General features: G+C 66.9%; 17 protein-coding genes and 3 tRNA genes. 6 read left to right on the top strand and 14 right to left on the bottom strand.

Annotated elements, in window-relative coordinates; all coding sequences use genetic code 11:
• Positions 1–24: 24 nt before the first annotated feature.
• From dxs to AC13GI_RS18795, 7 genes are all read right to left on the bottom strand, one after another.
• Positions 25–1,932: a 1-deoxy-D-xylulose-5-phosphate synthase gene (dxs, locus tag AC13GI_RS18765; RefSeq protein ID WP_099819123.1), complete on the bottom strand. Its 1,908-nt coding sequence runs from the start codon at positions 1,930–1,932 to the stop codon at positions 25–27.
• A gap of 105 nt (positions 1,933–2,037) precedes the next feature.
• Positions 2,038–2,703 (bottom strand): HNH endonuclease, encoded by a 666-nt coding sequence (locus AC13GI_RS18770; protein WP_025876340.1) that lies wholly within the window; start codon positions 2,701–2,703, stop codon positions 2,038–2,040.
• Between the two features lie 431 nt (positions 2,704–3,134).
• Entirely contained in the window at positions 3,135–4,925 is a 1,791-nt protein-coding gene (locus tag AC13GI_RS18775; RefSeq protein WP_482997025.1) for an acyl-CoA dehydrogenase C-terminal domain-containing protein, read from the bottom strand.
• A 65-nt stretch (positions 4,926–4,990) separates the two neighbouring features.
• A complete protein-coding gene (locus AC13GI_RS18780; RefSeq protein ID WP_089236264.1) occupies positions 4,991–5,467 on the bottom strand; it encodes an LEA/WHy family protein in 477 nt (158 codons plus the stop codon).
• Between the two features lie 162 nt (positions 5,468–5,629).
• Positions 5,630–6,181, bottom strand: coding sequence for a lipocalin family protein (locus tag AC13GI_RS18785; protein ID WP_099819088.1), 552 nt, complete (start codon positions 6,179–6,181; stop codon positions 5,630–5,632).
• A gap of 163 nt (positions 6,182–6,344) precedes the next feature.
• A tRNA-Phe gene (locus AC13GI_RS18790) sits at positions 6,345–6,420 on the bottom strand.
• 42 nt (positions 6,421–6,462) lie between these two features.
• Positions 6,463–6,538 (bottom strand) — tRNA-Phe (locus AC13GI_RS18795).
• A gap of 337 nt (positions 6,539–6,875) precedes the next feature.
• Here AC13GI_RS18795 and AC13GI_RS18800 point away from each other — a divergent pair.
• Positions 6,876–7,895 (top strand): NADP-dependent oxidoreductase, encoded by a 1,020-nt coding sequence (locus tag AC13GI_RS18800; protein ID WP_482997026.1) that lies wholly within the window; start codon positions 6,876–6,878, stop codon positions 7,893–7,895.
• Between the two features lie 175 nt (positions 7,896–8,070).
• The gene (locus tag AC13GI_RS18805; RefSeq protein ID WP_165787239.1) at positions 8,071–8,244 is read left to right on the top strand and encodes a hypothetical protein; all 174 of its coding nucleotides are present in this window, start codon (positions 8,071–8,073) and stop codon (positions 8,242–8,244) included.
• 54 nt (positions 8,245–8,298) lie between these two features.
• On the opposite strand, the gene AC13GI_RS18810 is transcribed toward AC13GI_RS18805, so the two are convergent.
• From AC13GI_RS18810 to AC13GI_RS18825, 4 genes are all read right to left on the bottom strand, one after another.
• Positions 8,299–8,374 (bottom strand) — tRNA-Ala (locus tag AC13GI_RS18810).
• A gap of 135 nt (positions 8,375–8,509) precedes the next feature.
• Entirely contained in the window at positions 8,510–9,424 is a 915-nt protein-coding gene (locus AC13GI_RS18815) for an alpha/beta hydrolase (RefSeq protein WP_380654392.1), read from the bottom strand.
• Positions 9,414–10,307 (bottom strand): alpha/beta fold hydrolase, encoded by an 894-nt coding sequence (locus AC13GI_RS18820; RefSeq protein ID WP_099819091.1) that lies wholly within the window; start codon positions 10,305–10,307, stop codon positions 9,414–9,416. Before AC13GI_RS18820 ends, AC13GI_RS18815 begins: the two co-directional genes overlap by 11 nt.
• 20 nt (positions 10,308–10,327) lie before the next feature.
• Positions 10,328–11,383 (bottom strand): sugar phosphate isomerase/epimerase family protein, encoded by a 1,056-nt coding sequence (locus AC13GI_RS18825; RefSeq protein WP_099819092.1) that lies wholly within the window; start codon positions 11,381–11,383, stop codon positions 10,328–10,330.
• 101 nt (positions 11,384–11,484) lie between these two features.
• On the opposite strand from AC13GI_RS18825, the gene AC13GI_RS18830 reads away from it, so the two are divergent.
• The gene (locus tag AC13GI_RS18830) at positions 11,485–12,066 is read left to right on the top strand and encodes a TetR/AcrR family transcriptional regulator (RefSeq protein WP_099819093.1); all 582 of its coding nucleotides are present in this window, start codon (positions 11,485–11,487) and stop codon (positions 12,064–12,066) included.
• Positions 12,067–12,274: 208 nt separating this feature from the next.
• Complete coding sequence (locus AC13GI_RS18835) at positions 12,275–14,605, top strand: TonB-dependent receptor (RefSeq protein WP_099819094.1); 2,331 nt, start codon at positions 12,275–12,277, stop codon at positions 14,603–14,605.
• Positions 14,606–14,702: 97 nt separating this feature from the next.
• Here the strand turns inward: AC13GI_RS18835 and AC13GI_RS18840 are convergent, their stop codons facing one another.
• The 3 genes from AC13GI_RS18840 to rnd form a co-directional block, all read right to left on the bottom strand.
• Positions 14,703–16,769, bottom strand: a complete 2,067-nt coding sequence (locus AC13GI_RS18840; protein WP_165787240.1) for a DUF4034 domain-containing protein — start codon at positions 16,767–16,769, stop codon at positions 14,703–14,705.
• Positions 16,770–16,888: 119 nt separating this feature from the next.
• A complete protein-coding gene (locus AC13GI_RS18845; protein WP_099819096.1) occupies positions 16,889–18,064 on the bottom strand; it encodes a serine hydrolase domain-containing protein in 1,176 nt (391 codons plus the stop codon).
• Positions 18,065–18,418: 354 nt separating this feature from the next.
• Positions 18,419–19,498: a ribonuclease D gene (rnd, locus tag AC13GI_RS18850; protein WP_099819097.1), complete on the bottom strand. Its 1,080-nt coding sequence runs from the start codon at positions 19,496–19,498 to the stop codon at positions 18,419–18,421.
• 84 nt (positions 19,499–19,582) lie between these two features.
• Here rnd and AC13GI_RS18855 point away from each other — a divergent pair, with 84 nt between their 5' ends.
• Together AC13GI_RS18855 and AC13GI_RS18860 are read left to right on the top strand one after the other, a co-directional pair.
• Complete coding sequence (locus tag AC13GI_RS18855) at positions 19,583–21,466, top strand: SUMF1/EgtB/PvdO family nonheme iron enzyme (protein ID WP_482997027.1); 1,884 nt, start codon at positions 19,583–19,585, stop codon at positions 21,464–21,466.
• 102 nt (positions 21,467–21,568) lie between these two features.
• Complete coding sequence (locus AC13GI_RS18860; RefSeq protein ID WP_099819099.1) at positions 21,569–22,459, top strand: M48 family metallopeptidase; 891 nt, start codon at positions 21,569–21,571, stop codon at positions 22,457–22,459.
• The last annotated feature ends 234 nt before the right edge of the window (positions 22,460–22,693 follow it).

Genomic DNA, 22,693 nt, shown 5'->3' on the forward strand with positions numbered 1-22,693 from the left:
GTGGCCCCATAACCCCGGCGACGCTCAGCCCGCCGCGCTCAGCGGCGGGTTACCGGCTGCCAATTGCGGCCAGCGCTTGAGCAGGGCTGCACGGATGCCGGCGGCATCGATGCCGGCCTCGGCCAGCAGGTCCTCGCGGCTGGCATGATGCTGGAAGGCATCGGGCAGGCCCAGGTGCAGGATCGGGCGCAGCACGTCCTCGGCATTGAGCAGTTCGGCCACGGCCGAACCGGCGCCGCCGGCCACCACGTTGTCTTCGATCGTCACCAGTGCGTCGTGCTGGTTGGCCATGGCCAGCACCAGTTCGCGATCCAGTGGCTTGACGAAACGCATGTTGACCACGCTCAAACCCAGTTCGCGACCCACCTGTTCAGCGGCGGCGACGGTGCTGCCGAAGGCGAGCAGGGCGACGCGGTTGCCCTGCAGGCGGAGCTCGCCCTTGCCGATCGGCAGGGTCGACAGATCGCTGCCGGCATCCACGCCGGTACCGCTGCCGCGCGGGTAGCGCACCGCAGCCGGGCCGGGGTGCTGCAGGCCGGTACTGAGCATCTGCCGGCACTCGGCTTCGTTGGACGGAGCCATCACCACCATGTTCGGCACGCAGCGCAGGAAACTGAGGTCGAGGTTGCCGGCGTGGGTTGCACCATCCGGGCCGACGACGCCGGCGCGATCGATCGCGAACAGCACATCCAGGTCCTGGATGGCCACGTCGTGCACCAGCTGGTCGTACGCGCGCTGCAGGAACGTGGAATAGATCGCCACCACCGGCTTGCCGCCCTGGGTGGCCATGCCGGCGGCCAGGGTCACCGCGTGCTGCTCGGCGATGGCCACATCGAAATAACGCTGCGGATATTCCCGGCTGAAGCGCACCAGGCCCGAGCCTTCGCGCATCGCCGGGGTGATGCCATACAGGCGCGGCTCGGCCGCGGCGGCGTCACACAGCCAGTCGCCAAACACATCGGTATAGGTCGGTTTCTTCGCGCCGGTCTTGGCCACCAGGCCCTTGTCCGGATCGAACGGGCCCACCGCGTGGTAACCGATCTGGTCACCTTCGGCCGGCTCGTAGCCCTTGCCCTTGGTGGTCATGACATGCAGCAGCTTCGGGCCCTTGGAGGCGCGCAGCGTCTTCAGCGCGGACAGCAGCGCCGGCAGGTCATGGCCGTCGATCGGGCCGGTGTAATGGAAGCCCATCTCCTCGAACATCGTGGACGGCACGAACATGCCCTTCCAGTGTTCCTCCCAGCGCTTCACGAAACGGGCCGGGTTGTTCTTCTTGTCACCGAGGATCTTCTTGCCGCCTTCGCGCAGCGCATTGAGCGTGCGGCTGCCGGTGGCGCGGCCGAGCATCTTGGTCAGCCCGCCCACTGCCTCGGAGATCGACATGTTGTTGTCGTTGAGGATCACCAGCAGGTTCGGTTCCGGTTCCATGCCGCCGGCGTGCATCAGCGCTTCGAACGCCATGCCGGCGGTCATCGCGCCGTCGCCGATCACGGCCACGACCTTGCGGTCGTCACCTTCGGTCTGGCGCGCGATGGCCATGCCCAGCGCTGCCGAGATCGAGGTCGAGGAGTGGCCGACGCCAAAGGTGTCGTATTCGCTCTCTTCGCGCTTGGGGAACGGCGCGACGCCGTCCTTCTGCTTGACGGTGTGGATCTCGTCGCGGCGACCGGTCAGGATCTTGTGCGGATACGTCTGGTGGCCGACGTCCCAGACCAGCTGGTCGACCGGGGTCTGGTACAGGTAGTGCAGGGCCACGGTGAGCTCGATCACGCCCAGGCCGGCGGCGAAATGGCCGCCGCTTTTGCCCACCGATTCGATCAGGTAGGCACGCAGTTCATCGGCAACCGCCGTCAGTTCGGATTCGTCGAACGTGCGCAGGTCATCCGGTGTCTGGATGCGCGCGAGGCGGGGATAGCGGGCAGAGTCGATCATCATGTTCGCACTTGTTCTGAACGCCCATTTTCGCCCTCAAACGGGGGTGGGGCAAGCAAACGCCGCCGTCCGTGACAGGACGGTGAGGGTTGCAATTTCAGGTGTTCAGGTGCAGAGCTTGGAGCGCTTGGGCAGCTGGGCCCTCAGGAATGCCATCTGGTCGGCCAGGATGTTGCGGTTGGACAGGATCAGGTGCTCGATCCAACTCGGCCGGTAGGGCACCGCCAGCAGTGGCATGCCGGCTTGTTGCGGGGTGCGGTCGCTCTTGCGCGAATTGCAGTGGAAGCAAGCGGTGACGACGTTTTCCCAGGTATCCAGGCCGCCTTTGGACAAGGGCATGACGTGGTCGCGGGTGAGGGTGGGGCGGCCGAACTGCTGGCCACAGTAAAGACAGAGATGGGCATCGCGGGCGAACAGGGCCGGGTTGGTCAGGTTCGGCGTCGGGTCCAGCGCACGTGAGCGGGCATGGCCGCGCGCGGCGATGATCGGGTGCAGGTCCATCCCGCTCTGCATGCCACTGCGACGATTGGTCCCACCGTGGATGTGCAGGCAGGGGTCGCCGAGCGTCCAGGCGACGGCATCGCGGGCGTAGAGGCAGGCGGCGTCCTGCCAGGTGATCCAATCCAGGACCCGCCCGTGGCCATCAAGTGAGAGCAACCGGACCGTGCCGGGGCGATGCAGCGTCGTGGCGTTGGGCGATGCTTCGGCGCCCGGAGCAGAAAACGGAGCTCCGGCTTCGATCAGACCCAAGCGTGTAGTGTCTGTCTCCATCGGGAAAACAGCTTATACCTGAATGTTGACGATTTGTGTATCGCCCGCTGGGCGATACACAAATCGTCAACATTCAGGTCCGCGCATTCCACCTAATCCCCGCGCCGTTGGCGCGCCCCCTTTAACAAAAGGGGGCTTTTCTCCAGATGGATTTCGGGGGGTTCCATCCACGCATGGCGTGGATTTGCGTGTCGACCAAGGTCGACACCTACCAACAGCCGCGGGGAATTGTCGAAGGCGGGGTGGGGCCGGTTGCGGGGGGCGTGAGCGCCATGGATGGCGCGGCCGAGGCTACAGGGACGTACTTGCGCCGTCCCCCGCAATTGGACCCACCCCGCCATCCCGCAGGAAACCAGCTGTTGCTGTTGCTCCAGCTGTTGCAGGTGCCGGCCAGCGGCCGGCACTACCTCGGGTGCCGGCCGCGGCCCGGCTCAGGCGCCGAAGCGTTCGTCGTCCATTGCCATCAGCGGTGCGGCACCCGCCTCGATGGCGGCGGCGTGGCCGAGGGTGCGCGGCAGCACGCGGGCGAAGTAGAAACGCGCGGTCTCGCGCTTGCCCTGGGCGAATGCTGCGCCGTGTGCGCTGGCATCGGCGGCGGCAACGCTGCGGGCCCACCAGTAGGCCAGCACCACATACCCCGAATAGAACAGGTAGTCGTAGCTGGCTGCACCCAGTTCGTCCGGGTTGGCGGCCGAACGCTGCAGCACGTCCATCGTCAGCTTGCCCCACTCGGCGGCCTTGGCGCGCAGCGGGCCGATGAACTCGGCCAGGCTTTCGTTGCCCTCGTTGGCCTTGGCGAACGCTTCGATCTCGGCCAGCATCAGCTTCAGGCCAGCGCCCTGGCTGGACGCGGTCTTGCGGCCGATCAGGTCCAGCGCCTGGATGCCGGTGGTGCCTTCATACAGCGTGGTGATGCGGGCATCGCGGGCCAGCTGTTCCATGCCGTGCTCGCGGATGTAGCCGTGGCCGCCGAAGCACTGCAGGGCGTTGTAGGTGTTCTCGATGCCCCATTCGGTCTGGCAGGCCTTCGAGATCGGGGTCAGGAAGCTCACCAGGGTGTCGGCGCGCTCGCGTTCGCCGGCATCGTCTGCATGGTGGGCGACGTCGATCAGGGTGGCGGCGTGCAGCGCCAGCAGGCGGCTGCCTTCCACCAGCGACTTGATGGTCAGCAGCATGCGGCGCACGTCCGGATGCACCAGGATCGGGTCGGCCGGCTTGTCCGGGAACTTCGCGCCGCTGAGCGAGCGCGACTGCAGGCGCTCACGACTGTACTTCAGCGCGTTCTGGTAGGCGCGCTCGGACAGGCCGATGCCCTGCAGACCGACACCCAGGCGAGCAGTGTTCATCATGGTGAACATCGCCTGCAGGCCCTTGTGCGGCTGGCCGACCAGGTAGCCCTGGGCGCCATCGAAATTCATCACGCAGGTGACCGAGCCCTTGATGCCCATCTTGTGTTCGATGGAGCCGCAGCGCAGCGCATTGCGCTCGCCAACGTTGCCGTCGCGGTCGACCTTGAACTTCGGGGTGACGAACAGCGAGATGCCCTTGGCGCCCGGGGGAGCGTCGGGCAGCTTGGCCAGCACCAGGTGCACGATGTTGCCGGTCAGGTCGTGCTCGCCGGCGGTGATGAAGATCTTGGTGCCGGTGATCGAATAGCTGCCATCGGCGTTCGGCTCGGCCTTGGTCTTCAGCAGGCCCAGGTCGGTGCCGCAATGCGGTTCGGTGAGGCACATGGTGCCGGTCCAGCGGCCTTCGATCAGCGGCTTCAGGAACGCCTCGTGCTGCCAGGCTTCGCCGTGCTGCTTCAGCGCTTCGATGGCGCCGTGCGACAGCAGCGGGAAGTTGCCCCAGGCCAGGTTGGCGGCGTTGATCATTTCATTGAGCGGCACGCCCAGGGTGTGCGGCAGGCCCTGGCCGCCCAGTTCCGGCGACGCGGTCAGGCCGGTCCAGCCGCCGTCGACGAACTGGTCGTAGGCCTGCTTGAAGCCGGGCGGAGTGGTCACTTCGCCGCTGGCCTGGTCGAGCACGCAGCCGATCTCGTCGCCCACGCTGTTGAGCGGGGCCAGTACGCTGGCGCTGAAGCGGCCGGCTTCTTCCAGCACGGCATCGACGACATCGGCGGTGGCGTCGTTGAAGCCCAGGCGGGCGAACAGCGGCTCGACCTTCAGCACATCGTGCAGGCCGAAACGAAGGTCGGAAAGCGGGGCGGTGTAGCTGCTCATCGGTGCGTCTCGATTTGATCAGTAACAGGGGGAGCGGCGCGATGCGTCGCGGCGGAAAGCGGAGATCAGCGCAGCACGCCCGGCAGGCCCGGGGCCTGGTTCAGCGTGCTGCGGCTGTTGATGTCGAAGGTGCGCTGCTTCTTTTCCTGCGGCGTGGCCGACACCGTGCCCTTCAGGCTGTAGGCGAGGGTGCGGTTGCTGGCCAGTGCGTCGGCGATCACCAGGCGTGCAGCCGGGCTGGGCTTGAAGTTGACGTTGATGACATCGGCGGAGACACCGCCGATGGAGATGCCCGGCTTGGCGGACAGGGGGCCTGCCTCGGTGTCGCCGATGGTCAGGGCCAGCGCGACGTCGTCGAAGCTCATCGGCATCGAACTGTAGTTCTGCAGACGCAGGGCGACGGTCCAGTCGCCGTTGGCCTGCACGGTCAGCTGCTGCAGGCTCGCGGCCGGTTCCGAAACACGCTTGACGATGCCATCGCCGCAAGCGGCCAAGGCCAGGGTGCACAGGACGATCAAGACGGTACGGAAGCGGTGGAGCATGGGCGCAGGTCCTCTGAAGGGGGTGCGTGGAATAAGCATACTACGGCGTATGGTGGAAAGGGCGCCTGCGGCGACCGGCCACAGAGGGTAGCGCGTGAAGATGCACGCGAGGCGTGCGCGATGCCGGAATGCGGACGTAGCGTGCGCCGGTTGGGCGGCGCCTCAATCGGCGGGGGTGTCGCGCAGGGGCGCCATCATGCGCAGCGGTGCGAGGTCGTAGCCCATTGCTTCGGCCTTTGCCTTGAGCCGGTCGAACAGGGCGCGGTCCATCTCCGGCAGGCGCGCGAGGATCCACAGATACTTGTGGCCGGGTTCACCGACCATCGCCCACTGGTAGTCCGGGTCCAGCGCGATCACCCAGTAGTCGGCCCAGACCAGCGGCACCCAGCTCAGCCAGTCGGGAACGAAGCGCACCTGCAGTTGGCCAGGCTGTCCCGCAACGGGCCGCGCCACGCCTTCGGCGACAACCCGCTCGCCATCGGCCTTGCGGCAGGCATTGGTGACGCTGATGCGACCATCGCGGCGCAGCCCGTAGTTGGCGGTGATCTCGCCGACGCACTGCTTCTGGAACGAGACCGGCAGATGGGCGATCTCGTGCCACTGGCCGGCGTAGCGATCGATGTCCAGTTCGCTGACGGCGCGCACGGGCTCGGCAGCGAGTGCCGGTGCGGCGAAAAGCAGCAGGCAGGCGAGCAGGGCAGGGCGCAGATGCATGGGTCGGCTCCGGGCAGGACTCTGGAGCGTAGGTTGCCCGGCACGCGGAGGTGTGAATGTTTCGTCAACCCACGTGCCGCATCCGCGCAGGATCGATCCACGTGGTGCTTGGTCGGAAACTCACAGACAAAAAAAGACCTGCATCTCTGCAGGTCTTGGAACATGGTGGCCGAGGACGGAATCGAACCGCCGACACGGGGATTTTCAATCCCCTGCTCTACCAACTGAGCTACTCGGCCATGTAGAAAAAAAAGACCTGCATTTCTGCAGGTCTTCGAAAGTGGTGGCCGAGGACGGAATCGAACCGCCGACACGGGGATTTTCAATCCCCTGCTCTACCAACTGAGCTACTCGGCCACTTGTTTCGTTGCAGCGATGTCGCTGCCGAGGACGCGCATATTACGGACGCAGGACAGGTTCGGCAAGCGTTTTGGAAAAAAACCTTCACATTGGTGTCTGCGACCGGTGGAAGGCCGTGCAAGTGGTTGATCCTGCGTTGAGCCAGCTTGGCCGGAAATGCTGGACGCGGAAAACAGCGGCCCGCCGCTGACGCCAAAGCTGACGGGGCAAGCGATACACCGCCGGCGTGGGGAAGGCGCCGATGGAACGCTGTTTTCATGGAGCCCACGAGGGCAGGGCGCGGCGTACTGTCGCGGTTCCCTCCCCGACGCTGCCCGCAGCAGAGCCATTGGACATGTCCGATTCAACCACCCGCATCGTGCTTGCCTCGCGTCCGCAAGGTGCGCCGGTCGCCGCCAATTTCCGCCTCGAACAGGTGCCCCTCCCGGCGCCGGGCCCCGGCCAGGTGCTGCTGCGCAACCGCTACCTGTCGCTGGATCCGTACATGCGCGGTCGCATGGATGATGGCCCGTCATACGCACCGCCGGTGGCCGTGGATGCGGTGATGGAGGGCCAGACCGTGGCCGAAGTGCTGCAGTCGCAGGCGCCTGGCCTGGCGGTGGGCGACCTGGTGCTGGCCCCGGGTGGTTGGCAGACCCATGCCGTGGTGGCAGGCGATGCGATCAGCCGGCGCCTGGATCCGGCCGGGCTGCCGCTGAGCACGGCATTGGGCGTTTACGGCATGCCGGGGTTCACCGCGTACTCCAGCCTGATCGAAATCGGCAAGCTGCAACCCGGTGAGACCCTGGTGGTGGCCGCTGCAAGTGGGCCGGTCGGTGCCACCGTGGCCCAGTTGGCCAAGCTGCAGGGCGCGCGCGTGGTCGCCATCGCCGGTGGCGAGGCCAAGCGGGCGTACCTGGAAACACTGGGCGTGGATGTGGCGCTGGACCATCGCGCCTCCGATTTTGCCGGGAAGCTGCGTGCTGCCGTGCCGGATGGCATCGACGTGTATTTCGAGAACGTAGGCGGGCATGTTCTTGATGCCGTGCTGCCGTTGCTCAACGATTTCGCGCGCATTCCGGTGTGCGGCACCATCGCCACCTACAACGCCCGCGGCGTCGCGCAGCCTGGGCCGGATCGGCTGCCGGCGCTGTTCAGCCAGATCCTGCGCCAGCGGCTGACCGTCCGTGGCTTCATCGTCCACGACTTCAAGCATCTGTGGCCGGATTTCGAGCGTGACATGCCGCAGTGGCTGCGCGATGGGCGTATCCAGTACCGCGAAGACGTCGTGCAGGGGCTTGAGAATGCACCGGAAGCCTTTTTTGGCCTGCTGCAGGGGCGCAACTTCGGCAAGCTGGTGGTGAAGCTGGATTGAGCGACTGCTTCGCGGACCTGGATCTGGACGCATGCCGCGTACAGGAAGCCGTCGGCGCTGCATCGGTGCGAAGGCTGCACGCGCTGTTCGCAGGCAGCCGACCACCGCATCACGCAGGCGCGGCTAGCGTTGTCGGCGTCACGCCGGCCTGTTGCCGGCGTTGTGGGAGCGATTCATGACCGAACACGACAAGAAGACCTCGAACGCCCACGAAGGCGTGCAGGAAAGTCGCCAGGACCGGCAGCAGGATGAAGTGGCCAAGCAGCGCCCTGGCCAGCAGGACCAGAAGGTACGTGACGCGCATTCGCGTGCACCGGTGCGCAAGGACGGCGGGCAGGACCCGGCCTGAGCGGTTCGCCAAAACAGAAAGCCCCGGCAGTGCCGGGGCTTTCTGTTTTTCATATGGTGGAGCCAAGGAGGATCGAACTCCTGACCTCGTCATTGCGAACGACGCGCTCTCCCAGCTGAGCTATGGCCCCATGGGGGGTGTTGCATCCCGTGGGCAGCGGAGCTGGCGCCACGTGACGTCCCTAGCATAGCGCTGGCCGGTGCCGGCTGCAAAGGGGCAGGCCGACCACAGCGGCGCAGGTGATCTGCGCCGCTGCAGGCCTGGCTCAGGGCAGCAGGGCCGCCGCGCGCTGGATCGCGATGTCGGTCGCAGCCGACACGCCATGCAGGTGGATGCAGGCGTGGATCATTCCCGGCAGGCGCTCCAGCGTGCAGTCCACGCCCGCCTCCCGCAGCTGCGCGGCGTACTGTTCAGCTTCGTCGCGCAGCGGGTCGAACTCACAGCTCAGTACCGTGGCCGCCGGCAGCCCGCGCAGATCGCGGGCGTGCAGGGGCGAAGCCAGCGACTGCCGGCGGTCACCGTCGCCCAGATAGGCCTGCCAACAGCGCTGCATCAGTTCGGCGCTGAGGTAGTAGCCGTCGGCGAACTCGCGGTAGCTGCTGCTGGACATGGTGGCGTCCAGTGCCGGGTACAGCAGCAGTTGATGCGATGGCAGCGGCAGTCCCTGATCGCGCAGCAACAGGCAGCACGCGGCGGCGAGATTGCCACCCGCGCTGTCACCACCGATGAGCAGGCGCGCTGGATCAAGACCCAGGTCTGCGGCATTGGCCTGCAGCCACAGCCAGGCATCGGCGACGTCGTGCAGCGGCGTCGGGAACGGATGCTCCGGCGCCAGTCGATAACCGACGGCAGCGATGACATGGCCGCTGGCATTGGCCAGGGCCCGGCAGGGGCCGTCATAGACCGCCAGCGAGCACTGGAACCAGCCACCACCGTGGGCGAACAACAGGGCAGGGCGCGGGTCCGTGCTGATGGCCGCGGGCGTGTACAGGCGCACGACCAGCGCATGGCCGTCGCGCGCGCTGATGACGTGCTCCACGACATGCGATACCGCCTCGGTGGCACCCTGCAGCGTGGGCAGCGCTTGCTCGCTCAGTGCGCGCAGTTCCAGCAGATCGTCCGGCAGCGGTTGCGCCGCCACCGCATCGACGAACGCCTGCAACGCAGGTTCAAGCGGCATGGTCAGCCTCCTGCAGGAAGGGCAGCAGCTGGGCGAGGAAGGCGTGCGGTGCTTCTTCCATGATGAAGTGGCCGCAGCCCGGCACGACGCTGCCGCGCAGATCATCGGCGTGCGGCTGCAGGGTCAGCATCGGGGCGTTGCCGGTGGCGTGTTCGGCGCCGATGGCCAGCACCGGCATCGTCAACCGGCGTTGTGCGCGGACCTGGTTCTGGCGGATGGTTTCCGGAATCGCGCGGTACCAGGCAAACCCTGCACGCAACGCGCCGGGCCGGCTGTAGGCAGCGATATAGGTTTCGCTGGCCACCGCATCGCGCCGGTACGACCAGCGGTCGAACATGAAGTCCAGGTAGGCGCGTTCGCGACCGCTGATGAGTGCTTCGGGCAGATCGGCCACCTGGTTGAACATGAAGTGCCACAGGAAGATGTTGTCGGCCGGCGCGGCGAAGATGCCCGGCTCAGGCGCCAACCCGGGAATCACCGCTTCGGTCACGGCCAGGCGCTGTACCGCCTGCGGCTGGTCGCTGGCCAGTGCATAGGCGATCCACATGCCGATGTCATGGCCGACCACCTGGTAGCGCTCGTGGCCGAGGGCCTGCATGGTCTGATGCAGTACCGCGGCGGCACTGCCGGTGTCGTAACCGTGTGCGGGACGATCGGATTCGCCGATGCCGGGCGGGTCGACCGCGATCGCTTCGAAACCGGCCTCGGCCAGTGCGTGCAGCACGTGGCGCCAGGCGTACCAGGTCTGCGGCCAGCCCGGGATCAACAGCACCGGTCGGCCGCTGCCGGCGGAGACGCAATGCACGCGCTGGCCGTCGATGCGCAGGTAGTGGTGGCGCAGGGTATCGTCGCCGGGGGTACCAGCGGTGGGGGAGTTCGTCATGGGAATGTTCCTGTGGGGGCTCAGGCGATGCCGAGCATGTGCTGCATCTGGGCGCTGCTGATCGGCGCGCCGGCGAAGTCGTCGAAGATCTTGTCGGTGACCGGGATGATGTGGTCGCGGATGAAGGCGGCACCTTCGCGCGCACCGGCTTCCTGGTCCTTCAGGCAGCACTCCCATTCCAGCGTTGCCCAGCCGGCGTAGTCGTACTGCGCCAGCTTGGAGAAGATCGACTTGAAATCGACCTGGCCATCGCCCAGCGAGCGGAAGCGGCCCGCGCGTTCGGTCCAGTCGGCATAGCCACCGTAGATGCCTTGGCGGCCATTGGGGCGGAACTCCGCGTCCTTGACATGGAACATGCGGACCAGCGGATGGTAGATGTCCAGGAACTGCAGGTAATCCAGCTGCTGCAGCACGAAGTGGCTGGGATCGAACAGGATGCGGCAGCGCTCGTGCTGGCCCACGCGCTCGAAGAAGCGTTCGAAGCTGGTGCCGTCGTGCAGGTCTTCGCTGGGATGGATTTCGTAGCAGAGGTTGATGCCGTTGTCCTCGCAGGTATCGAGGATCGGCCGCCAGCGGCGCGCCAGCTCATCGAATGCGGCATCGATCAGGCCCGGCGGACGCTGCGGGAACGGGAACAGGTAGGGCCAGGCGAACGAGCCGGAGAAGGTGCCCATGTCCTGCAGGCCGAGCCGGCGCGAGGCGCGGGCGGCCAGGTGCAGCTGCTGCTGCGCCCATTCACTGCGTGCCTTCGGGTTGCCGCGCAGTGCTTCCGGCGCGAAGCCATCGCACAGCTCATCGTAGGCCGGATGCACGGCGACCAGCTGGCCCAGGATGTGGGTGGTCAGCTCGCTGACCTGCAGGCCATGCTCGGCCAGGGTGCCGCGGATGTCGTCGCAGTAGTCCTGGCTGTCGGCAGCGGTGGCCAGGTCGAACAGGCGTGCGTCCCAGGCCGGAATCTGCAGGGCCTTGAAGCCGTGGCCGGCCGCCCAGGCGGCGATGCCGGACAGGCTGTCGAACGGCGCCTGGTCTCCAGCGAACTGCGCCAGATGCAGGCTGGGGCCTTTGAGGGTTTGCATGTGTTGCTCCAATTGTTTGTCGGTCGACAAAGAATAGGCGCGTGCATCGGGATGGTCAACACCCGCGTTACACTGCGCGCCTCAGAACGGCAGGCAGGCAGATGGCAGGGCGACCGCGCGAATTCGACAGGGACCAGGCATTGCGCAAGGCGATGCTGCTGTTCTGGCAGCACGGCTATGAGGGCACCTCGATGTCGGCCCTGGTCGAAGCGCTTGGCATTGCCTCGGCGCGCATCTACGCCGCGTTCGGCAGCAAGGAGCAGCTGTTCCGCGAAGCGGTGGCGCTGTACGAAGAAGGCGAGGGCGGCTTCGCGCCGCGCGCGCTGGAACAGGCGTCACTGCGCGATGCTATCGGCAGCATGCTGCGTGATGCCGTGCTGACCTATACCCGTCGTGGTCGTCCGCATGGCTGCCTGGTGGTGTCCTCGGCCAGCAGCGTGTCACCGGAGGGCGAGGGCGTACGTGACTGGCTGGCCAGCCATCGTCGCCAGCGCACGGCGGCGATCATCGCGCGGCTGCAGCAGGCGCAGGCAGCCGGCGAGCTGGCGGCCGATCTGTCCGTGCAGGCCCTGGGCGATCATTTCGCCACGGTGCTGCATGGCATCTCGGTGCAGGCGCGTGACGGCGTCAGCCGCGAACGCCTGCTGGCGATGGTCGAGGTTGCGCTGGCGCCGTTGCCGTGAGATCCGGGGTCAGATCCGCTTCCCCTTGGGAAACCGATCTGACCCCAGGCGGTGCTGGCTGACTGTGCCGAAACCGCTTGTTTCACCGGGTTCGGGTGCCGCGCAACGAAATTGTAACAATTTGGAGGATAATGGCCGCTTGCGCAGTTTTCCTCCTATTTGCCGCCCGGTCAGCGCAGGCCGCACGGACGCCTCCTCAGAGCTTTCGATGCCTTCCCATTCCGATTCCCGCCGTTCGTCGGGCATGTCGTCCTCCCTCGTTTCCTTCCGTCGCCATCCGCTGGCCCTGGCCTGTGCAGGGCTGGCGCTGGCTGCCAGCTTCGGTGCTGCCGCGCAGGACAGCGCGCCGACCCCGACCGGGCTGGACACCATCACCGTGACCGCCGAGCACCGCGAGCAGAACCTGCAGGAAGTGCCGGTGTCGGTCGGCGTGGTGCAGGGCGAGCGCATGCGCGACTTCACCGCCGGCGGCGACGACACCCTGCTGGCGCTGTCCGGCCGCGTGCCGAGCCTGTATGCGGAAACCACCACCGGCCGCATCTTCCCGCGCTTCTACATCCGCGGCCTGGGCAACATCGATTTCTACCTGGGTGCCTCGCAGCCGGTGTCGATCATCCAGGACGACGTGGTGCTGGAGCACGTGGTGCTGAAGTCCAACCCGGTCTATGACGTCGACCAGGTGGAAGTGCTGCGCGGTCCGCAGGGCTCGCTGTTCGGCCGCAATACCACTGCCGGCATCGTCAAGTTCGACACCCTCAAGCCGACCCAGGACTACAGCGGCCGCGTCAGCGCCAGCTATGCCTCCTACAACAGCGTGTCGATCGACGGTGGCTTCGGCGGCCCGATCAACGACATCGCTTCGTTCCGTGTGTCGGCCCTGTACCAGCACCGCGACGACTACGTCGACAACACCTACACCGGCCCCAGCGCCGACGGCACGGTCAGCCCGAAGAAGAACGCCATGGGCGGCTTCGACGACCGCAACGTGCGCGCGCAGCTGCTGCTGACCCCGAGCGACCAGTTCTCGATCCTCGCCTCGGCCCACGCCCGCGACTACGAAGGCACCTCGACCCTGTTCCTGCGCAACGCGCTGACCAAGGGCTCGAACAAGACCGACGTGCCGCGTGACCAGGTCGCCTACGACGAGGCCGACAACAATCCGCAGGCGTACAAGACCTACGGCGGCTCGGTGAAGGCGCGTTATGACTTCGGCGCGATCGACTTCACCTCGATCACCGCGTACGAGACCACCTCCGGTTACAGCCGCGGTGATACCGACGGCGGCGCCGCGGTCAACTTCCCGGTCAATGGCGTGCCGAACGGCTATGGCCAGTCGATGGGCCAGATCCGTGACCTGGACCAGTGGACCCAGGAATTCCGCCTGGCCAGCCACGATGACAGCGCCCTGCAGTGGCAGGCCGGCGCGTTCTACTTCAACGGCAGCGACACCACCGACTTCTACCAGCGCGCCTGGTTCCTGAAGGGCGCGGCGCGCAACCCGAACAACTGGGTGCGCCTGCGCAACAAGAACACCTCGTGGGCCGGTTTCGGCCAGCTCAGCTACGCCTTCACCGACAAGTTCACCGTCACCGCCGGCCTGCGCCAGACCCGCGATGAGAAGCACACCCGCCTGCTGAAGACGGCTGATACCGCCGCCGGCCTGGTCACCTACAAGGGCCGCACCGACGTCAAGATGACCGACACCACCCCGAGCTGGGATCTGAGCGCGATGTATCAGATCACCCCGGACGTGAGCGTCTATGCGAAGGTCGCGCGCGGCTTCCGTGGCCCGACCATCCAGGGCCGTTCGGCCGTGTTCAACGCGGACTTCACCACCGCCGATTCGGAGACGATCCTGTCCTGGGAAGCGGGCGTGAAGAGCAGCCTGTGGGACAACCGCCTGCGCTTGAATGCCACCGCGTTCACCTACACCGTCAACGACATCCAGCTCAACGGCAACGATTCGGACGGCAACGGCGTGCTGTTCAACGCCGACAAGGCCAAGGCCTACGGCTTCGAAGCGGACATGGAACTGCGCCCGATCCCGAACCTGACCCTGAGCGCCGGCCTGAGCCTGCTGCACAGCGAGATCAAGGACAAGCGCGTGTATGCGCAGGTCTGCGCCCTGAACGGCAAGGTGGTGTGCACTGTCGATGACCCGACCATCAAGGTCGGTGCCAACACCTTCGCCCAGATCGATGGCAATCCGCTGCCGAACGCGCCGAAGTACAACATCAACCTCGCCGCGCGTTACGACTTCCCGGTCAGCGATGCAGGCACGATGTTCGTGTCCACCGACTGGAACAAGCAGGGCTACACCAGCTTCGTGCTGTACGACAGCCAGGAGTTCAACTCCAAGGGTGATTTCGAGGGCGGCCTGAAGATCGGCTACTCGGGCAACTACGGTGCCTACGAAGTGGCGCTGTTCGCGCGCAACATCACCAACGAGAAGAACCTCAAGGGCGTGATCGAAAACTACATGGCAGCGGTCTACAACGAGCCGCGTACCGTGGGTGTGTCGCTGAACATGAACTGGTAAGCGGCATCGGTCGGTGTCGCACGCGGCACCGACACCTCTGCACTTCCCACCAGACGCCCTGCCTGTGCAGGGCGTCTGTCGTTGAGCTGCCGCCCGTTCAGACCGGCTGCACGTCGTGCCGGTCCGGTACCGCATCCAGGCCGAAGGTCAGCTGCCAGCTGCGCAGGTCCACTTTCTCGCGGTCGCGGGTTTGCTGGCGCGCCGCACGGCTGGCACCAAACAACTTGCCCTGCCCATCGATCAGCGGGCGCATGCGCAGCACCTCCGCGTTGTCGGGCTCGGCCTCGGCGGCACGCTCAAGCCAGATCTTGGCCAGGAAGGCATTGGCAGGCACACCGTTGCCGAAGTGGAACACATCGGCCAGGAAACCGGCCGCCCACGCCTGGGTCGCGCTGTCGCCACGCCACCACAGTGGCCCCAGCAGGTCGAATACGGCTTCGCGTTTGTCGGTGTCGTCCTCGCCCTGGTACAGCAGCACCGCAAGGTTCTTGTGTGCCGGGCGCCACACCCGGTCATGCGGTGCAGCCTCGTCCACGCAGCGCCGATACAACACACGCGACTGCTGCTGCAGTGCCGGATCAGGGGTCTCTCTGAAGCGCTCGCCGAGTTGCCAGGCGCGGTTGTAGATGACGACCAGGTCGCCGGCGGCAATCGCGCGTTCGGTCCACAGCGCTTCCTGCTCGGGGTCGGTGTAGGCGGGGAAGTCCTTGCCGGCCACACGCCCGCGGTACAGATCCACCAGCGATGCCATCGATCGCGGGTCCCCGGCATGCGCCAGCTGCAGCAGCATCTGCAGGCCGGCCGGCGCGGAAACCGAGCAGAGCAGATTGGCCGCCACGGTAGACAGTTCCACGTCTTCTTCATCGGCCATCGCCAACGCTCCCCGCAGGTGCTGTGCGGCGAGGACGTTGTCTGCGCTGAAACCGAACAGTCCGGATTGGCGACCGGCCGCCAGCCATGCAAGCGCATGCGCGCTGTCGGTCCAGTCCTCGACACTGGCCAGAACCTGCGTGAACAGGGTATCGGCGCCGTCGATGCGTGCAAACAGCGCACAGGCTTCCAGTGCGTTCAGGCCCTCATCAACCACACAGCCCGGATCCAGTGCGAAGGCTTCTGCCAGGCACTCATGGGCGTGCGTCATCCGCACCGGGTCCCAGTTCACCTCGTTGTCCTGCGGTTCGTCGCGGCCGAGGTGGTAGTCCATGGTCGCCCACCAGCACAGCACCTGTGCCCGGGTAGACGCGTCCAGGTGCAGGTCGAGCAGCGCGCGGTAGGCGTGGTCGTGTTCGGCGATGGCCTCGGCATCGTCGGCATCCGGGGTGAACCACAGCCAGTCGCGCTCCTTGACCACGCGCAGTCGATTGCGCTGCGGAAGCATCAACCGCGACGCCTCGGGGCCATCGATGAAGTGCTGCATCAAGGCGTGGCTGCCGCCCCAGCGCGGGTACAGGTAATACAGGTAGGTCTCGAGCACGTCGACATCGTCGGCACGGAACGACAACGCCAGCTGCAGCCAGTAGTCGGCGACGTACTCGAACGCTTCTTCGCTGCGTTGCGCCAGCACAGGCGGCAGCGCAGGCAGTTCATGCAAGGGGGCACCGTAGGGCGCAAGCAATGCGACCGCGGCGGCGAATGCCTGCGGATCCTGGTGCTGCTGCGCGGTGTACAGATCGGCGCGACCGCCACGCTGCAGCTGCTGCAACCAGCGCGGCTCGCCCAGATAGCAGGCCATCCGCAGCATCCGCCCCAGTACGAAGGCGGGGCGTGGATGCCGCGCGATCGTGTGCAGCCACGCAGCCAGAGCGTGGTCGCGCGCCAGGGCAGCGCCGTCCCATTGCGCCTGGTGGATCTTGTCGACGGTGTCGGTGGAACGGATGCGGCCGGCAACGCGGTCCCACAGCGTGCCCAGTACGGCCCACGCATGCGGGCTGTGCGGCTGTCGTGCACACCATTGCCGTGCCCGACCAAGGCGGGCAGGCAGGTCCTGCGAAGGGTCAAGCAGGGTGGCGAGCAGCCAGCCATATCCAAAGCGCGGGGTGTCACCATCGAGCCACTGTTGCTCCACCGCTCCGAGCAGCCGGTCGACATCGTCGAAACGCTCCTGCTGCAGTGCGTCGCGTGCTTCGCGGCGCAAGGCCATCGCGTCGTGGGGGGAATGCGGCATGGGGAACAGCGTCCTTGCAGATGATCGGACGCGCATTCTAGGCAATCCGGTACAGGCCCGTTATCGCTTGCGATGGCGCGGCAGGCCGACGCCCTGCAACGGCAGGGCGTCGGCCGATGTCACTTCGCGGCGGGCGCGGCAGAAGGCGACAGTTCGGCAAACAGGCCGCCGAGCACGCCCATGGTGGCCGTGTCGGCTCCCATGTCTTCGGCGGCGTTGGCAATGGCGATCACGCCACTGTTCTGTGCGGGGAACAGCACCACCCACGCCAGCCAGTTGCCATCGGAGCCACCGTGCACCAGCACCGGGCCCTGGCGGCCGGCGATCGAGGGCTGCACGCCCCAGTCCAGGCCCGAGGGGCTGCCCGGTTGCGCGCTCTGCATCAGCGTATAGGATGCCGGCGTCAACAGCGTGCCCTTGCCGTGGCTGCCGGCGAGCTGGTCGATGGCGAACAGTGCCAGGTCCTGCAGGCGCATGTGCAGGTTGCCGGCAGCGGTGTAGATCGGCGGTACGCCATCATCGGCCTTCTGCGGCGCGCCGGTGACGGTCTTGCCGCCGCGGTGGCCCAACGGCTGCCCGGCAGTGGTCGGCCCGAAGCCGGCACCGGTCATCTTCAGTGGCTGGAATACCTCGCGTTGGATCAGCGTCTCCACGTCCTTGCCGGTGGCGCGTTCGGCGATCACTGCCGCGATCAGGAAGCCGCTGTTGCTGTAAGCGAATTCCGTTCCCGGCGGGTGGACCGGCGCCTCGGCCAGCGCAGCCTTGATGTAGGCCTCGCGCTGTATGGGCAGGGCACGCGTGTCGGTGAAGAACGCATCCAGTGCGGCGCCATCGGTGAGGTTCTCCGGCAGGCCGGCGCGGTGTGACAGCAGCTGCACCAGCGTGACGTTGCGGTAGGCCGGCTGCATCTGTGCGGCCAGGTCGGGCAGCATCGTCGACAGCGGCGCATCCCACTTCAGCACACCCTGTTCGACCAGGCGCGCGATCATCGCCACGGTGATCGGTTTACCGGTCGAGCCGATCATCCAGGCATCACCGGTGCTGGCGGCCACCTTTTCATCATTGCGGCGTACGCCGCTGACGGCCTGTTCGGCGATTTTTCCGTCGCGAATCACCAGCACGCCCATGGCCGGCGTCGCCGTGCCCTGCAAGGCCTGTGCAATGCGTGCCTGCAGGTCATCGGCGGCGCTTGCACTGGCAGCGACGCACAGGAGTGAAACGCCCAGCCAGCGGCGCAGGTGGCGCATGCGACGGGACGGGGAAGCTGCGGTCCGTTCGGAGATGATCGTGTGCATGGGAGTCCTTTGCGCAGCAGCGTGGGCAGGGCCTGCGCCGACGGCATCGGCCCTGCGGGGTGCGTCGCCCGCCGGTGCCTTGAACAGGCGTACCAGGTGGCGTGCGATTCACTCTTGCATGCCGATGAGGCAGGCGGATGTGTCTGCAGTCATGTAGGTAAACGGCGCGCTGTGATGGCGTTGGCTTACGTACAGGATCGCGGCCGGGCACGCCCGAGGGAGCAATCAGCGCCGGGTGGATTTCGCGGGGCGGCAGCGCGACGTGTCACGCGCTGCAGGCACGCGCCTGCGCGATCTCATGGCCATGCCCGGGTGTACCGTCGTCGCGTTGCGCGCGCGACGACGGCAGGAGGCTCAGGCGGCGGGCAACAGCGATGCCAGCACCGGCTCCAGCTCCTGCTGGCGCCAACCGGCCAATGCGGCAGGCCACTGCCGATGCTCCAGATAGCTTTCCAGATGCTTGCGCGAGGCCAGTACGCCGTCGGCCAGGCCGAGCTCGCGGCTGCGTTCGGCTACGGCATCCTGCAGCTTCTTCAGCAACTGCTTGCTGGCATCGCTGGCCTGCACCGCCAAGGGTGCATCGGCTTCGTCGGCCAACGGCGTATCCAGCGCCTGCCACACGGCAGCAGCAAGCTTGCGCGGCGCCTTCGGGAACTGTTCGAACAGCTTGCTCAATGCGGCGGCATCGGCAGGTGGGGTGCGTGCCAAGGTTGCGGCCAGCTCGTTGTCCAGGATCCAGCTGCGCGGACGGTCGCTGGCGCGCGCCTGCACGTCGCGCCAGCGCAGCAGGCGCAGCAGGCGGCGCTGCGCGGGCGCGTCCAGGAACTGCGCCGAGCGCATGCCCAGGTGGGGCCAGCGGTCCTCGTCATTGGCGACGCTGGCCAGCAGGCGCTCGCCGTCGTCGTGCAGCCACTGCTGGCGCCCCAGCGATTCCAGCTTGGCGGAAATCGCATCATGCATCGCGAACAGATGCTCGACGTCATCGGCGGCGTACTTCAGCTGTGACTCCGACAGCGGCCTGCGCATCCAGTCCGAGCGGGTTTCGCCCTTTTCCAGTGCCACCCCGGTGATCTCCTGCACCAGCTTCTGGTAGCCCATGCCAGCACCGATACCGGCCAGGGCGGCGCCGATCTGGGTGTCGAACAACGGGCGCGGCAGCACGCCGCAGGTCCACTTGAACGCCACCAGGTCTTCGCTGGCGCTGTGCATCACCTTGGTGATGGATTCATCGGCCAGCCACGGTGCCAACGCCTCGGGCATGCCGGGAATCAACGGGTCGATCAGCAGGATGTCCTCGCCGACGGCCATCTGCACCAGCGCCAGCTGCGGCCAGAAGGTGCGTTCACGGATGAATTCGGTATCCAGGCCGATGCGGGTCGGCCGCTGCTGGCGGTATGTGTCCAGCTCGGCGGGGGTGGTGATCCAGGTTGCCACAGGTCGGGGCCTACTACTCGTGTTTGCTCAGGCAGGTGAGAATAGCCTAACGTCGGTCCGCATCCGTGCCGAAGGAGGCCCTGCTTGCGTTTTCTGCTGTCGCCCGCGCTGTTTACCGCCTTGGCCGTGGGCCTGGCCGGTTGCACGCCGCCGTCCCCTGCGCCGAACGCCGGTGGCACCGCAGGCCAGCCGGCCGATCCCGCAGCAGAGGCCGGTCCGGCGCCTGGTAGCGGGCAGGGCACGGTGACCATTGCCGGTGACGATGCGGCCGAGGATATCCAGCAGTGGACGCCGCCGCGGGTCGATCGCCAGGGACGTACGCTGGCGCAGCTGCGCCGGGCCGCCGAACAGGCGTTCGCGCAGGGGCACCTGTACGAAGATGGCGATGCGGCGGTGCCGCTGTGGCTGGCGGTGCAGGAAGAGGAGCCCGATGATCGGCAGGCGCGGCAGGGGTTGCAACGCGCGAAACAGAAGTTGCTGCAGCAGGCCGATGCGTTGCTGCAGCGGCCCTTGCAGCAGCGTGAGGCACTGGCTGAAGCCGGGCGCCAGGCGCTGGTGCTGCTGACCCTGGCGCCGAAGGATGAGAAGGTGCGCGCGCTGCAGGGCCGGGTGGAGACGGCGCAGCGTGTGGTCGCCTACAACCGCGCGGGCGAGGACGATCTGCGTGCCGACCGGATCGGTGAGGCGGGCGACGGCGCCATCGGCAATTTCCGCGAGGCACTGGCGCTGGACCCGAAAAACCGCCGTGCGCGGCAGGGTCTGGCCGCTGCGGAAAGCGGGCTGATCCGGCGGGCCGAGGATGCCGCGCGCATCCGCGATTTCGCCAGCGCCGGCGCGTGGTTGGCAGAAGCCAGCAAGGTGCGTGACTCGTCACCGACCATCGCCGATGCGTTCGAGCGCATCGAGCAGATCCGTGCCGCGGCGCTGGTCCAGCTGCGCGATGGCGGCCTGCATGATCTGACCACTCCGCAGGGACTGAAGCCTGCGCGCGAGAAGCTGGCCGAAGCGCTGCGCATTGCCTTGCCGGGCGATGCAGTGGTGGCGCAGCTGCGCGAGCGCATCGAACTGGCCACCCATTACGGCAGCTTCCGGCCGGGGCAGGTGTTCAGCGACGCGCTGCGTGATGGCGGCCGTGGACCGCAGATGATCGTGGTGCCACACGGCGGATTCCAGATGGGCGCCAGTGATACCGAGCCGGGCGCGACCGATGCGGAGCGGCCATCGCACTATGTGCGCTTCGAGCGCGGATTCGCGATGGCGATCACCGAGATCACCGTGGGTGATTTCGAGCGCTATGTGAAGGCGACCAATACCCGTCCACGTGCGACCCGGCGTGGACATTCGGTGGTCTATGACGAGCGCAGCGGCAATTTCATCCGCCGCAGCGGCGTGGACTGGCGGTCCGACTATGACGGTGGGCGCGCACTGGGCAATTCGCCGGTGATGCACGTCAGCGTGCGTGATGCGGAGAACTACGCGACCTGGCTGTCCGAGCAGACCGGCCGCAGCTACCGCCTGCCCAGCGAGGCCGAGTTCGAGTACGCGATGCGTGCCGGCAGCAGTGGCCGCTACCCGTGGGGCGATGCCGGGCTGCCGCCGGAAGGCAGTGGCAATTACACCGGCAGCAAGGACGCTTCACCCTCCGGCAGGCATTGGCACAACGCCTTTGTCGGCTACGGCGATGGTTGGTGGGGGCCGGCACCCGTGGCCAGTTTCCAGGCAAATGGCTTCGGGCTGCATGACATGGGCGGCAACCTGAGCGAGTGGGTGGCCGACTGTTGGCATGCCAGCTATCGGCGCGCGCCGGCCGATGGTGTGGCCTGGTTCAACCCGGGCTGCCGTTCACGGGTGATCCGGGGTGGCAACTGGGCCAATGCCCCGGAGCAGACCCGGGCGGCCTGGCGGCAGTCGCAGGATTCGGATACCACCAACGCGCGCATCGGCTTCCGCCTGGTCCGCGGGATCTGACGGACGCGCTCGCATCGGCGTCGGCTTCACCCGCCGCAGGCAGCGTCGCACTAAGATTGCGCCGTACCCGCCGACCGGCGGGGTCAGCCGGAAGACCTGCCGATGCGCAACGATCCTTTTTCCCGCTCGCCGCAGCAGCGGCGTGGTCTGTTCGGCAACATCCGCTGGTGGGTGCTGCTACTGGCCGCCGGCTATGCAGCGTTCTACTGGTTCTCCAACCGTGCGGTCGACCCCTATACCGGCGAGAAGGTGCTGATCGACAGCAGCCTGGATGCCAGCCAGGAGAAGGCACTGGGCCTGCAGGCCTACCAGCAGATCCTGTCGCAGGAGCGCCCGCTGGGCCCGAACGAACCGGTCTCGCGCGACGTCCGGGCGATTGCCGAGCGACTGATCGCCAAGGTGGATGTGGTCGAAACCGCGCTGGCGCAGGAGCACGGGCTGCAACCGGCACACTTCGCGCGCGACTTCGAGTGGGAAGTGAATGTGATTCCGTCCGAACAGGCCAATGCGTTCTGCCTGCCCGGCGGCAAGATGGCCGTGTACACGGGGCTGATTCCGGTTGCTCGCACCCGCGATGCGATGGCGGTGGTGATGGGCCATGAAATCGCCCATGCGTTGCTGCGGCACGGTGCACAGCGCATGGCCCAGCAGAAGCTGACCCAGATCGGCCAGGTGGCCGGCGCCGCCAGTGGCATGGATGCGCAGCAGCAACAGATGATGATGTCGGCGATGGGCTACGGCTATCTGTTGCCGTATGCGCGCAGCCATGAGACGCAGGCTGATGAAGTAGGACTGATGCTGGCGGCGGCGGCGTGTTTCGACCCGCGCGAGGCGGTGCCGCTGTGGCAGCGGATGGGCCAGGCCGGCGGTGGCCAGTCGCCGCCGGAATTCGCTTCGACCCACCCCAATCCGGGCACCCGTATCCAGAACCTGCAGGCGTTGATGCCGAAGGCACTGGAGTACCGGCAGAAGTTCTGCGAGCAGGCCAGGTAAAGGGGAGTTCGGCAGGGCTGCGCCCTGCACCCGCCGAAGCAACAGCCGGCGCAACAGCCGGAGCAACAGCCGGAGCAACAGCCGGAGCAACAGCCGGAGCAACAGCCGGAGCAACAGCAACAGCGGGCTATCTGTGGGATGGCGGGGTGGGTCCGGTTGCGGGGGACGCTGCAAGTACGTCCCTGTAAGCTCGGTCGCGCCATCCATGGCGCTTACGCCCCCGCAACCGGACCC

It is taken from the genome of Stenotrophomonas sp. 82F1 (assembly GCF_056861525.1).